The sequence below is a fragment of the Streptomyces syringium genome, assembly GCF_017876625.1.
GTDB classification, from domain to species: domain Bacteria; phylum Actinomycetota; class Actinomycetes; order Streptomycetales; family Streptomycetaceae; genus Streptomyces; species Streptomyces syringius.
The window spans coordinates 3401066-3414192 of sequence record NZ_JAGIOH010000001.1; the positions used below are offsets into that span (position 1 = coordinate 3401066).

Genomic DNA, 13127 nt, shown 5'->3' on the forward strand with positions numbered 1-13127 from the left:
CGAGGCGGTCTCACGCGCGGACGGCGGGGGCGGACGGCACAGCGGTGCGGGGCCGGGCGCCCGGCAGGGGCGCGGCGCGGCCGGACGCGCGGCGCCCCGGAGGTTCAGCCCGTCGCCTTGGCGGTCTTCTCCACCTTGGCGACCTGCGCCTTCACCAGGTTCGGGTCCATCGTGGCCTTGGCCGGGTCCATCATGTTCGCGGCGAAGATCATGGAAACGTTGGCCCCGCTGCGCACCACCGTGTAGAGGCTCGGCGCGCCGGAGGCCTTGTCCACCGCGCGGTAGGCGACGGCCTCGTCGCCCAGCTTCGGCGCGTCGAGGGGCTCGACCGCGCCGAACGTCTGCTCGGTGCCCGCACCGGTGGTCATCTTGAAGCCGTCCGCGCAGTCCCGGACGGCTTTGCCGAGGTTCGCGAGCGTTCTCTCGGCGCCGTCGCCCTCGTAGGAGGACACTTCCAGCATGCCCATTCCCCCCATGGCCCCGGCTTTGGAGTCCTGCACGGCGAAGGTGCTGACGGCCCAGGCAGCGGGCGCCGGGTCCGGGGAGGAGCCGAGGAGGGCCGCGAGGGGCTGGCACTCGGCCTGCTTGGCCTTGGGGGCCTTCGCGCTGGTGAACTCCTCCTTCGACATCCTGGTGACGGCGTATCCCTTGGCGTCCGCCGATTCCAGGACGGCCGAGGCCACCCGCGCCGTACCGAGCGCCTTGGCCCCGGAGCCGGGGCCCTTGGTGGTGGCGCGGTCGTCGCCCAGGGTCCTGGCGTTCCCGTCGCCCCCGCCCCCGCCGTCGTCCGAACCGCCGCACGCGGTCGTCATTCCCAGCGCGGCCACCGCCACGACGGCCCCCACCAGACGCACCACAGTCCGCTTCACAGTGCCCAACCCCTTGGGTTCGCGGTGAAAAGCGCCGTATGTCCCCTATCGGCGCTTGCAGGTCCTTTACCTATACATCTACAGTTCGGTCACTCGTACTAACGGGCGTACTCATCGCGCACCGTACCGAGCGGTAGACCAGTTCCGCAGGGATCGCCAGGGAGAGGGGCCCGCGCGGCGCCCGGGGGGTGGCGCGCTTCCGTACGCTCATGAAGATCGCGTTTCTGATTCACAACGCCTACGGCATCGGCGGCACCATCCGCGCGACCGCCAACCTCGCCGGCGCGCTCGCCGCCCGCCACGACGTCGAGATCGTCTCGGTCTACCGCGGCGCCGACACGCCCCAACTGCCCGTCAGCGGCAAGGTCAGGCTCACGTCCCTGATCGACATCCGCAAGGACGAGGCGGGCTGCGAGAGCGACAACGAGCTCCAGCAGGAGCCGAGCGCGCTGCTGCCGCACCCCGAGGGCTCGGTCAAGGCGTTCACCCGCCTCGCCGATCTGCGTGTCTCCCAGTACCTGGAGGCCACCGACGCCGACGTCGTGATTGCCACCCGGCCCGGACTGCTCGTCTATCTCACCGAGTGCGCCACCGACCGCGGCTTCCTGCGCATCGGCCAGGAGCACCTGATCCACGGCTCCCACGCGCCGGGCATCCGCGCCGCCCAGGACCGCGCCATCCCCCGCCTCGACGCGCACACCACCGTCTCCGAGGCCGACGCCGTCACGCACCGGGAGCACTTCCCGGACGCCCGCACGCACATCGTCGCGCTGCCCAACGGCGTGCCCGCCGACGCGGTCGAGCCCTCCGAAAGCGACACCAAGCTGGTCGTCGCCGCCGGGCGGCTCATCCCCGTCAAGCGCTACGGCCTGCTCGTCGAGGCCTTCGCCAAGGTGGCCGCCGAGCGCCCCGACTGGACCCTGCGCATCTACGGCCGCGGCCCCGAGCGCGCCGCGCTCCGCACGCAGATCGACGAGCTCGGCCTGAACGAGCACATCCAGCTCATGGGCCCCCACTCCCCCATCGAGACCGAGTGGGCCAAGGGCTCCATCGCCGCCGTCACCTCGGACTACGAATCCTTCGGCATGACGATCGTCGAGGCCATGCACTGCGGTGTCCCGGTGGTCGCCACCGACTGCCCGCACGGCCCCGGGGAGATCATCAACGACGGCACCGACGGCCTCCTCGTCCCCGTCGGCGACGCCGACGGCATCGCCAAGGGCCTCCTCAAGCTCATCGAGGACGACGAACTGCGCCGCGCCATGGGCCGCGCCGCCCGCGAATCCGCCCAGCGGTACGCGCCCGCCCGCATCGCCGAGCGGTTCGAGGACATCGTCCGTACGCTCCGCCCCGAGCTGCTGCCCGAGGCTCCCGCACCCGCGGCCAAGGCGGCCCCGGCGGCCAAGCCGGCTCCGGCCGCGGCCCCGGCGAGCAGCCTGCGCCGCACCGCCGCCCGCCTCGTCCGCCCGCTGCGCCGCAAGCCCGCGCCCCCGGCCCCCGCCCCGGTCGCCGCGCCCACGCCCGCGCCGCTCAAGGCACTGCGCCCCAAGGCGTCCGCCCGCTCCACCGCGGACGGCGGCCTCACCGTGCGGCTGCCCCGCGCCGGGGTCACCGGCGAGTGGCTGACCCTTGTCGGCCGGCTGCGCGGCACCGACGGCACCGGCGCCGGTGAACGCATCGTGCTCCCGCTCGCCCACCCCGGCTACGGCAAGGGCCCGCTGACGGCCGTCCTCGACCGGGCCGGCACCCGGCTCGCCGAGGGCCGCTGGGACTTCCACGTCGAGCGGGCCGACGACGGCAAGCGCGCCCGCGTCGCCGCCGCCCTCGTCGAACAGGCCCGGCTGCTGACCCTGCCGCTGACCGACGACGGACAGGTCTCCGCCTGGGTCCCGTACACCACGGCCGCGGGCTCCCTGACCCTGCGCACCTGGCTGCGCCCGGCCCACGCCGAGCTGGAGCGGATCGCCGTCGGCGAGGACTCCCTCACCGTCACCGCCCTCCTGTACGGCGACGGGGCCGTCCTCGACCCGCAGGCCACCACGCTGGTCGCCGTGTCGCCGGAGGACAGCGCGTACGACGTCGAGGTCCCGGTCACCGCCCTCGACGGCCGGCGGCTGCGCTGCACCCTGCCCTACGAGCGGCTCCTCACCCGGCGCGGCACCGCGCGCGACGTATGGCAGCTGCGGCTGCGCCCCGCCCCGGGCGCCCCGCTCGTGCCCGTCGGACGGCTCGTCGGCGACAGCGTGGACCGCAAGCGCACCGACGTCCACCCGGCCCGCACCCTCACCCATCCCGAGCGCGGCCCGGTCGCCGTTCGACCGCTGTTCGATCCCGAGAACGACCTCACCCTTGACGTCCGGGATGTGACGCAAGCCACAATGTAGGCTGCGCAGGCAACCGATACCCCTCCCAACGGTCTTATTCGGCGGATCGGACCGCAGTTACCGAGCGGTCCGGTCAAGAGGGGACGACTCGGACACCCAGGCCAGGGGGAAGGACGGACGCGACGCCGCGACGCGACGCGCACACACCGCCATGAAGATCTCTTTCCTTTTGCAGAACGCCTACGGCATCGGCGGCACCATCCGCTCCACGTTCAACGTCGCCGGCGCGCTCGCCGCCCGGCACGACGTGGAGATCGTGTCGATCCACAGAACCGGTGGCACGCCCAAGCTCCCCCTGCACGGCAAGGTCAAGCTCGTCCACCTCGTCGACACCCGGGCCGAGACGGGCGCCGACCGGGACAACCCGCTGCTCCAGCAGGACAGCGCGCACGTCCCGCCCGTCGAGGCCAAGGGCGCCCACTTCAGCGCCCTCACCGACAAGCGCGTCGCCGAGCACCTCGCCCGCACCGACGCCGACGTCGTCATCGCCACCCGGCCCGGACTGGTGATGTACCTCGCCGAGTTCGGCCAGGACCGCTATCTGCGGATCGGCCAGGAGCACCGGATCTACGGCACCCACGAGCCGAACATCCGCGCCGCCCAGGACCGCGCCATCCCGCACCTCGACGCCCACACCGCCGTCTCCGAGGCCGACGCCACCACCCACCGCGAGCAGTTCCCGGGCATCAGGACCAAGCTGATCGCCCTGCCGAACGGCGTCCCGGCGTCCGAGGTCGAGCCCTCCGACGGCAGCGCCAAGCTCGTCGTCGCCGCGGGCCGCCTCATCCCCGTCAAGCGCTACGACCTGCTGGTCAAGGCCTGGGCCACCGTCGCCGCCGCCCACCCCGACTGGCGCCTGCGCATCTACGGCCGCGGCCCGCAGCAGGCCAAGCTGCGCGAACAGATCGACACGCTCGGCCTCAACGAGCACATCACGCTCATGGGCGCCCACTCGCCCATCGAGACCGAGTGGGCCAAGGGCTCCATCGCCGCCGTGACCTCCCGCGAGGAGTCCTTCGGCATGACGATCGTCGAGGCGATGAACTGCGGCGTCCCCGTCGTCGCCACCGACTGCCCGCACGGCCCCGGCGAGATCATCAACGACGGCACCGACGGCCTCCTCGTCCCCGTCGGCGACAGCGACGGCATCGCCAAGGGCCTCCTCAAGCTCATCGAGGACGACGAACTGCGCCACGCCATGGGCCGCGCCGCCCGCGAATCCGCCGAGCGCTACCACCCGGACTCCATCGCCCGGCAGTACGAGGAACTGATCGCGAGCCTGGGCGGCGACACCGCCGCCACCACCGCGACCGGCACCACCACGGACGAGGCCGCCGCCGCACCCGTACCGCTGGCGAAAATGCTGCGCCGCACCGCCGGGAAGATCATCCGCCCGCTGCGCCGCACGGTGGCCAAGCCCGCCAAGCCCACGGTGAAGGCAGCCCTCAAGGACATCGTCCGCAAGCCGCTGCGCTGCACCGCCTCCTGCCGCGTCGACGCCGACGGCAACATCCACGTCTCCGTCGACCGCAAGGGCCTCTCCGGCGACAACCTCTCCCTGACGGTCACCCGCCGCAAGGAGGGCAAGCCCGTCAGCGTCCCCCTCCGGCAGCCGGCCACCGCGACCGGCCCCTGGACGGCCGTCCTCGACCGCCGCGAACTCCGCCTCGGAGAAGGCCGTTGGGACCTGCACGTCGTCCGGGGCGAGGACGGCGCCCGCCGCCGGGTCGTCTCCCATCTCGCCGAAGGACGCGGCCTGGTGGAGCTGGAGCCGCTGCCCGGCACCCCGTTCACCTGGTGGATCCCCTACCCGACCGTCGACGGCTACCTCGCGCTGCGCGCCTGGCACCGCACCCGGCACGCGGAGGCCCGCGCGGTGCGCCAGGGCGGCGCCGCGCTGATGGTCGAAGGAACCCTGCACGGCGTCGAGTTCACCGCCGAGAGCAACCCGGTCGTCGTCGGCACACCGCGCGTCGAGGGTGCCGAGCCGGTGACGGCGGAGGCGATCGTCGTGGACAAGGCGGCCTTCACCGTCGCCCTGCCCTACGAGCGGCTGCGCGCCGCCCGCGCGGTCGGCGAGAACACCGTCTGGGACCTGGCCCTGCGGCTGACCCCGGACGGCGAACCCATCAAGATCGCCCGCCTCGTCGGCGACATCGTCGACCGCAACAAGACGGATCTCTACCCGACCGTGGACGGCGTCCGCCCGTACTTCACGGTCAACAGCGATCTGGCAGTCAGCTGCCCGGTGGACGGTTCGTAAAGCCGGCCTCGACGGCCGGACGGGCGCAACAATTGAGCCCGTCCGGCGATTGAGGACCGGGCTCCGGGGCGGAGCCCCGAATCCCTAACAGCACCCCGCGCCAGGCAGCGTCCGACGATTCCGCGCCGCGAGGTTCCGCGCGGCCAGCTCCGAATCAGCGGGGTAACCCACCTCTTCCAGCGTCAAACCGTGCGGCCGCACCACATGCACCGCGGAATCCCGCACCCGCGCGGCCAGCACCTTGCCGGGCCACTCCACCGGCCGGTGCCCGTCACCGACGAACAGCAGGGCGCCCACCAGCGAACGCACCATGTTGTGGCAGAAGGCGTCCGCCCGTACGGTCGCGGTGACGACGCCGGACGCGTCACGCTCCCAACTCAGCTGCTGGAGCGTGCGAATGGTCGTCGCCCCCTCGCGCTTGCGGCAGTACGCCGCGAAGTCGTGCTCACCGAGCAGCGCCTGCGACGCGGCGTTCATCGCCTCGACGTCCAACGGCCAGTCGTGCCACAGGACATGACCGCGCAACAGCGGATCGACACCACCGATGTGGTCGACCACCCGGTAGGCGTACCGCCGCCAGACCGCCGAGAAGCGGGCGTTGAAACCGGCCGGTGCCTCCGCGACCTTCCACACCCGCACATCGTGCGAGAGTCGGCCGGCGAGCCGGCGCAGCAGCTTCTCCTCGTGCTCGGCCCACACCTCGACCGGCAGATCGACGTGCGCGACCTGGCCGCGCGCGTGCACGCCCGAGTCCGTGCGGCCGGCGACCGTCAGCTCATAGGTCCGGTCGGAACGGGTCACCGTCCGGAGCGCGTTCTCGATCTCGCCCTGCACCGTGCGCTGTCCCGCGCGCTGCTTGGCCCAGCCGGAGAAGTCCTTGCCGTCGTACGACAGGTCCAGCCGCACCCGGACGAAACCGGGCTCCGCCTCGTCACTCACCAGAGTTCCTCTCAGAAATGCGGGACGGGCCCGCCCCCTGGCAAGAGGGAGCGGACCCGTCCGTACACACGCATCAAATGCGTCAGGCGTCCTTGGACTCCTCGGCCGGAGCCTCGGCAGCAGCCTCGGACTCCTTGACCGCACGCTTGGTGGCGGCCTCGGCCTCGGCGACGGTCGCCTTCTTGGCGATCTCGCCCTCGACGAGCTCGATCACGGCCATCGGGGCGTTGTCGCCACGACGGTTGCCGATCTTCGTGATACGGGTGTAACCACCCGGACGCTCGGCGAAGCGCGGGGCGATCTCGGTGAAGAGCACGTGGACGATGCTCTTGTCCGTGATCGTCTGCAGCACCTGGCGACGGTTGTGGATGTCGCCCTTCTTCGCCTTGGTGATCAGACGCTCGGCGACCGGACGAAGGCGACGGGCCTTGGCCTCGGTGGTGGTGATGCGGCCGTGCTCGAAGAGCGACTTGGCGAGGTTCGCCAGGAGCAGCTTCTCGTGCGCGGCGCTGCCGCCCAGACGGGCACCCTTTGCGGGACGCGGCATGGTGTTTCTCCTTGTTCTCTGCACCGGCCGTATCAGGTACCGATGTCAGGTCCCAGCGGGCGGTTGCCCACCGGAAAGTGTGTGGATCAAGCCCGTCCGGCGCTTGGGGACAAAGCCCCAGCCGCCGGACGGGTCAGGATCAGTACTGCTCGGTCTCGACGAAACCCGCGTCCGCGTCGTCGTCGGCGCCAAAGGCGTCCGCCGCGGCGGTCGGGTCGAATCCGGGCGGGCTGTCCTTGAGGGCCAGGCCCATGCCGGCCAGCTTCGCCTTGACCTCGTCGATCGACTTCGCACCGAAGTTGCGGATGTCGAGCAGGTCGGCCTCGGAGCGGGCGACGAGCTCACCCACGGAGTGGATGCCCTCGCGCTTGAGGCAGTTGTACGAGCGGACCGTGAGCTCGAGCTCCTCGATCGGCAGCGCCAGGTCGGCGGCAAGGGCGGCGTCCGTGGGGGACGGGCCCATGTCGATGCCCTCGGCGTCGATGTTGAGCTCGCGGGCCAGACCGAACAGCTCGACCAGGGTCTTACCGGCGGACGCCATGGCGTCACGCGGGCGCATGGCCTGCTTGGTCTCGACGTCGACGATCAGCTTGTCGAAGTCGGTGCGCTGCTCGACACGGGTCGCCTCGACCTTGTAGGTGACCTTGAGAACCGGCGAGTAGATGGAGTCGACCGGGATACGGCCGATCTCCTGGCCCACCTGCTTGTTCTGGACGGCGGAGACGTAGCCGCGACCGCGCTCGACGGTCAGCTCCATCTCCAGCTTGCCCTTGGCGTTCAGGGTCGCCAGGACCAGGTCGGGGTTGTGCACCTCGACGCCGGCCGGGGGGGCGATGTCAGCAGCGGCGACCAGGCCGGGGCCCTGCTTGCGCAGGTACATCACGACCGGCTCGTCGTGCTCCGAGGAGACGACCAGCTGCTTGATGTTGAGGATGAGGTCGGTGACGTCTTCCTTGACGCCCGGCACGGTGGTGAACTCGTGCAGGACACCGTCGATACGGATGGACGTGACCGCCGCACCCGGGATCGAGGAGAGGAGCGTACGACGCAGGGAGTTGCCGAGGGTGTAGCCGAAGCCCGGCTCCAGCGGCTCGATCACGAACCGGGAGCGGAACTCGTCGACGACCTCTTCGGTCAGCGAGGGGCGCTGAGCGATCAGCATGAGATGTTGCCTTCCAGTCTTAGGCACCCACTATTTGATGCCTAGGTCCAAGGGTACGGGCGGCACGGCTCGAAGGAGCCGTACCGCCCGTGTGCCGTTTCAAGCGGCGCGAAGATGATCAGCGGGTCGGAGGACCCGTTGGATCAGACGCGGCGACGCTTGGGCGGACGGCAGCCGTTGTGCGGGGTCGGGGTGACGTCCTGGATGGAGCCAACCTCGAGGCCGGTCGCCTGCAGCGAACGGATGGCGGTCTCACGACCGGAACCCGGACCCTTGACGAAGACGTCGACCTTGCGCATGCCGTGCTCCTGCGCGCGACGGGCAGCCGACTCGGCGGCCATCTGCGCGGCGAACGGAGTGGACTTGCGCGAGCCCTTGAAGCCGACGTGGCCGGCGGAGGCCCAGGAGATCACGTTGCCCGTGGGGTCCGTGATCGAAACGATGGTGTTGTTGAACGTGCTCTTGATGTGGGCGTGCCCGTGAGCGACGTTCTTCTTTTCCTTGCGGCGCACCTTCTTGGCTGCACCCTGACGGCCCTTAGGAGGCATGTCTTTACTCCTGTGGAGTGGAGGTGATCGGTCCTACAGCGAAGACCGCTGATGAGCGTCCGCTGAGGACTACTTCTTGCCCGGCTTCTTCTTGCCGGCGATCGCGCGACGCGGGCCCTTGCGGGTACGAGCGTTCGTGCTGGTGCGCTGACCGTGGACGGGCAGGCCACGACGGTGGCGCAGACCCTGGTAGCAGCCGATCTCGACCTTGCGGCGGATGTCGGCCTGGATCTCGCGACGGAGGTCACCCTCGGTCTTGAGGTTCGCGTCCACGTACTCGCGGAGCTTGACCAGGTCCTCTTCGGCCAGGTCACGAACGCGGGTGTTGGGGTTGACGCCGGTCGCTTCCAGCGCCTTCTGCGACTGGGTGCGCCCGATGCCGAAGACGTAGGTGAGGGCGACCTCAACGCGCTTGTCGCGCGGGAGGTCAACGCCGGAAAGGCGTGCCATTGATTGGCTCCTGTGTGTCGGAGGTCTTCCGCAGCACCGTTCCCGTAAGAGTTACGAGCCGGGTCCCCGGCCTCCGCCGGGGGTGTCGTCCCCTCGCGTGATCACGCGGGGGTCGGGTGTCTGCGTATGTACAAAAATTCGCTTGCGTCGCGCGAAGTACTGCGAGGTGCAGGTTCTGCGTCAGCCCTGGCGCTGCTTGTGGCGCAGGTTGTCGCAGATGACCATGACCCGGCCGTGACGGCGGATCACCTTGCACTTGTCGCAGATCTTCTTGACGCTCGGCTTGACCTTCATGGGATGTGAGGTTCTCCGGGTCAGTGCCGTCACCCCGCCCGAAGGGGGGCGTCGACAAGATCTACTTGTAGCGGTAGACGATCCGGCCACGCGTCAGGTCGTAGGGAGACAGCTCCACGACGACCCGGTCATCCGGGAGGATGCGGATGTAGTGCATCCGCATCTTGCCGCTGATGTGCGCGAGGACCTTGTGACCGTTCTGGAGCTCTACCTTGAACATCGCGTTCGGCAGAGACTCGATCACGGTGCCCTCGATCTCGATGGCACCTTGCTTCTTGGCCACGCTTCGCCTTTCGAATCGGCTACCTTGATCGACTCTCCTGAGCCCATACCTATACGGACGCAGGCATGGGGATACACGAGAGCCGACGCATCAGTCTACGTCAGGGCAACCGGAAAGACTAATCCAGGTCCACTGCCCCGCCGCAAAGATCCTTAAGCTGGCTCAGACCTCGCTCACCAGAGCGAGACCGCTCCCGCGGGACCGGCTCAGGCCAGCGGGACCTCTCCCCCTGACGCCGCTCTCGCGGGATCGGCGCCGGGGCGCCTCACAAGCTTCGAGCGGCTGCACCGGACTCCGTCCGGTGGGACCGGCCGGCTTACGCCAGCGGGTCGGGCGCCGCCACGACGCCGTACTCCGCGAGCTTCGCCTTGCCGCCGTCGACCGCCGTGAGGACCAGCGGGCCCTCCTCCGTGAGCGCCACGGAGTGCTCCCAGTGCGAGGACCAGGTGCCGTCGTTCGTCAGGACCGTCCAGTCGTCCTCGAGGACGTGCGTACGCGCCGTGCCGAGGCTGACCATGGGCTCGATGGCGATGCAGAAGCCGGGGACCAGCTTCGGGCCCTTGCCGCGCTTGCGGGAGACGTAGTTCAGCAGGTGCGGGTCCATGTGCATCTCGCTGCCGATGCCGTGCCCGCCGTAGTCCTCGATGATCCCGTACTTGCCCGAGGCCGGGCGGGGCTGGCGGCGGATGTAGCCCTCGATGGCCCGGGAGATGTCCACCAGGCGGTTGCCGTTCTTCACGGCGGCGATACCGGCCCACATGGACTCCTCGGTCACCCGGGAGAGCTCCAGCAGCTCCGGGGCGTGTCCGGTGCCCACGAAGGCCGTGAAGGCGGCGTCACCGTGCCAGCCGTCGATGATGGCGCCGGCGTCGATGGAGATGATGTCGCCGTCCTTGAGGACGGTCTTGGTGTCCGGGATGCCGTGCACGACGACCTCGTTCACCGAGGTGCAGATCGTGGCGGGGAAACCGCCGTAGCCCAGGAAGTTCGACTTCGCACCGTGGTCGGCGATCACCTTGCGGGCCACCTCGTCCAGGTCCTTGGTCGTGGCGCCCGGAACGGCCGCCTCCCGGGTGGCGGCGTGGATGGCGGCGACGACCAGCCCCGCCTCGCGCATCTTCGCGATCTGGTCCGGGGTCTTGATCTCGACCATGACGGCTGGCGCCTTTCTGAACGACGGATGGAACCTCGCGCGGCTTGTGCCACCACGCATCTGGTGACGGTGTGCCCGCGGGACCGTCGTCAGGCTCTGCCCCGAGGGCGTGAGCGCGTCGGAGGAGGTCCGGCGGGCCCGGGGCGTCCTCGGTCCTGCGCGGGGCGTGACCGCCCCATACACAATACGGCCGCGATGCCCGGGCGGGCATCGCGGCCGTATGCGACTGCTGGGGTGACCGGCGAGGTCAGTCGCGGTCCAGCGCGGCCATGGCCCGCTGGGTGACCTCGGCGACCTTGCCGAGCGCCGAGATCGTCACCACGAGGCCCTGGGCCTTGTAGTAGTCGATGATCGGCTCGGTCTCGCTGTGGTAGACCTCGAGGCGCTTGCGAACGGTCTCTTCGCTGTCGTCCTCGCGCTGGTACAGCTCGCCGCCGCAGGCGTCGCAGACACCCTCGGTCTTCGGCGGGTTGTAGATCGCGTGGAAGACGTGGCTGCTCTCGTTGCGGCAGATGCGGCGACCGGCGATCCGCTTGACGACCTCGTCCTCCGGGACCTCCAGGTCCAGGACGGCGTCGAGCTTCAGCCCGTCGGCCTTCAGGATCCCGTCCAGCGCCTCGGCCTGGGCCAGGTTGCGCGGGAAGCCGTCCAGCAGGAAGCCGTCGGTGGCGTCGGCCTGCTCCATGCGGTCCTTGGCCATGCCGATGGTGACCTCGTCCGGCACGAGCTGACCGGCGCGCATGTACTCCTGGGCCTTCTGCCCGAGCGGTGTGCCCTGGCTGATGTTCGCCCGGAAGAGGTCGCCCGTCGAGATGTGCGGGATCGCGAGGTTCTTGGCAAGGTACGCGGCCTGCGTTCCCTTGCCGGCGCCGGGCGGCCCGACGAGGACGATTCGCATCAGCGGAGGAACCCTTCGTAATTGCGCTGCTGAAGCTGGCTCTCGATCTGCTTCACAGTCTCCAGGCCAACACCGACGATGATCAGGATGCTGGTTCCACCGAACGGGAAGTTCTGGTCCGCGTTAAGTGTGACCAGAGCCACGGTCGGCACGAGGGCGATCAGGCCCAGGTAGAGAGAGCCGGGCCACGTGATGCGATTCAGCACGTAGCTCAGGTACTCCGCGGTGGGACGTCCTGCCCGGATACCCGGGATGAACCCACCATACTTCTTCATATTGTCGGCAACTTCTTCGGGGTTGAAGGAGATGGCGACATAGAAGAACGCGAAGAAGACGATCAGCAGGAAGTACGTGGCCATGTAGATCGGGTGGTCACCCTTGACCAGGTTGGCCTGGACCCAGTTCGCCCAGCCCGCCTTGGAGTTGGTGAACTGCACCAGCAGGGCCGGGATGTACAGCAGCGACGAGGCGAAGATGACCGGGATCACGCCCGCCTGGTTGACCTTGAGCGGAATGTAGGTGGACGTACCGCCGTAGGAACGGCGGCCGATCATGCGCTTGGCGTACTGAACGGGGATCCTGCGCTGGGCCTGCTCGACGAAGACGACGAGGCCGACCATCGCCAGACCGCACAGGATGACCAGGCCGAACTCCAGCCAGCCGCCCATCAGGTTGCCCTGCATCTTGATCGCCCAGAGGGCGCCCGGGAAGCCGGCGGCGATGGACGTGAACATCAGGATCGACATGCCGTTGCCGATGCCGCGGTCGGTGATGAGCTCACCGAGCCACATGATCAGCGCGGTGCCCGCGGTCATGGTGATGACCATGACGGCCGTAGCGAAGATCGACTTGTCCGGGACGATCTGGTTGCCGACGGTGCAGTTGCCGAAGAGCGCGCCGTTGCTGGCGGTGGCCACCAGGCCGGTGCCCTGCAGGATCGCGAGGGCGACGGTCAGATAACGCGTGTACTGCGTGATCTTTGCCTGGCCGGTCTGGCCCTCCTTCTTGAGGGCTTCCAGACGTGGAATGACGACGGTGAGCAACTGCAGGATGATGCTCGCCGTGATGTACGGCATGATCCCGAGCGCGAAGATCGTGATTTGCAGCAGCGCGCCACCGCTGAACATGTTCACGAGGCCGAAGAGGCCCTGACCGCTCTTGGCCTGGTCCATGCACGTCTGAACGTTCTGGTAGTCGACGCCGGGAACGGGTACGTGCGCCCCGAGCCGGAAGAGCACCATGATGCCCAGCGTGAACAGCAGCTTCTTGCGCAGGTCGGGCGTCTTGAACGCCCGGGCGAACGCGGTGAGCACGGTGCCTCCTGCGCCCCTCACGCA

At 69.5% G+C, this 13127-nt stretch carries 13 protein-coding genes; 2 read left to right on the top strand and 11 right to left on the bottom strand.

What is annotated here, in order from left to right; genetic code table 11:
- Positions 1 to 104 precede the first annotated feature (104 nt).
- Complete coding sequence (locus JO379_RS14930) at positions 105 to 869, bottom strand: hypothetical protein (RefSeq protein WP_209515323.1); 765 nt, start codon at positions 867 to 869, stop codon at positions 105 to 107.
- 209 nt (positions 870 to 1078) lie between these two features.
- On the opposite strand from JO379_RS14930, the gene JO379_RS14935 reads away from it, so the two are divergent.
- Together JO379_RS14935 and JO379_RS14940 are read left to right on the top strand one after the other, a co-directional pair.
- Positions 1079 to 3253, top strand: coding sequence for a glycosyltransferase family 4 protein (locus tag JO379_RS14935; RefSeq protein WP_209515326.1), 2175 nt, complete (start codon positions 1079 to 1081; stop codon positions 3251 to 3253).
- Positions 3254 to 3404: 151 nt separating this feature from the next.
- Positions 3405 to 5516 carry a glycosyltransferase family 4 protein gene (locus tag JO379_RS14940; protein WP_130879000.1) on the top strand — a complete coding sequence of 704 codons (2112 nt, stop codon included), beginning with the start codon at positions 3405 to 3407 and terminating at the stop codon, positions 5514 to 5516.
- Positions 5517 to 5600: 84 nt separating this feature from the next.
- On the opposite strand, the gene truA is transcribed toward JO379_RS14940, so the two are convergent.
- From truA to secY, 10 genes are all read right to left on the bottom strand, one after another.
- Positions 5601 to 6455, bottom strand: a complete 855-nt coding sequence (gene truA / locus JO379_RS14945) for a tRNA pseudouridine(38-40) synthase TruA (RefSeq protein ID WP_130878999.1) — start codon at positions 6453 to 6455, stop codon at positions 5601 to 5603.
- Positions 6456 to 6537: 82 nt separating this feature from the next.
- Complete coding sequence (rplQ, locus tag JO379_RS14950; RefSeq protein ID WP_130878998.1) at positions 6538 to 7002, bottom strand: 50S ribosomal protein L17; 465 nt, start codon at positions 7000 to 7002, stop codon at positions 6538 to 6540.
- Positions 7003 to 7141: 139 nt separating this feature from the next.
- The gene (locus JO379_RS14955) at positions 7142 to 8164 is read right to left on the bottom strand and encodes a DNA-directed RNA polymerase subunit alpha (RefSeq protein ID WP_209515329.1); all 1023 of its coding nucleotides are present in this window, start codon (positions 8162 to 8164) and stop codon (positions 7142 to 7144) included.
- Between the two features lie 143 nt (positions 8165 to 8307).
- Positions 8308 to 8712 (bottom strand): 30S ribosomal protein S11, encoded by a 405-nt coding sequence (rpsK, locus tag JO379_RS14960; RefSeq protein WP_003948617.1) that lies wholly within the window; start codon positions 8710 to 8712, stop codon positions 8308 to 8310.
- Between the two features lie 69 nt (positions 8713 to 8781).
- A complete protein-coding gene (rpsM, locus tag JO379_RS14965; protein ID WP_130878997.1) occupies positions 8782 to 9162 on the bottom strand; it encodes a 30S ribosomal protein S13 in 381 nt (126 codons plus the stop codon).
- Between the two features lie 180 nt (positions 9163 to 9342).
- Positions 9343 to 9456 (bottom strand): 50S ribosomal protein L36, encoded by a 114-nt coding sequence (gene rpmJ / locus JO379_RS14970; protein ID WP_003956441.1) that lies wholly within the window; start codon positions 9454 to 9456, stop codon positions 9343 to 9345.
- A gap of 61 nt (positions 9457 to 9517) precedes the next feature.
- Positions 9518 to 9739 carry a translation initiation factor IF-1 gene (infA, locus tag JO379_RS14975; protein ID WP_003956442.1) on the bottom strand — a complete coding sequence of 74 codons (222 nt, stop codon included), beginning with the start codon at positions 9737 to 9739 and terminating at the stop codon, positions 9518 to 9520.
- Positions 9740 to 10055: 316 nt separating this feature from the next.
- Positions 10056 to 10892: a type I methionyl aminopeptidase gene (map, locus tag JO379_RS14980; RefSeq protein WP_130878996.1), complete on the bottom strand. Its 837-nt coding sequence runs from the start codon at positions 10890 to 10892 to the stop codon at positions 10056 to 10058.
- Positions 10893 to 11139: 247 nt separating this feature from the next.
- Positions 11140 to 11790, bottom strand: coding sequence for an adenylate kinase (locus tag JO379_RS14985; RefSeq protein ID WP_130878995.1), 651 nt, complete (start codon positions 11788 to 11790; stop codon positions 11140 to 11142).
- On the bottom strand, positions 11790 to 13103 hold the full coding sequence (gene secY, locus JO379_RS14990) for a preprotein translocase subunit SecY (protein WP_130878994.1): 1314 nt from the start codon (positions 13101 to 13103) through the stop codon (positions 11790 to 11792). Before secY ends, JO379_RS14985 begins: the two co-directional genes overlap by 1 nt.
- Between the last annotated feature and the right edge of the window lie 24 nt (positions 13104 to 13127).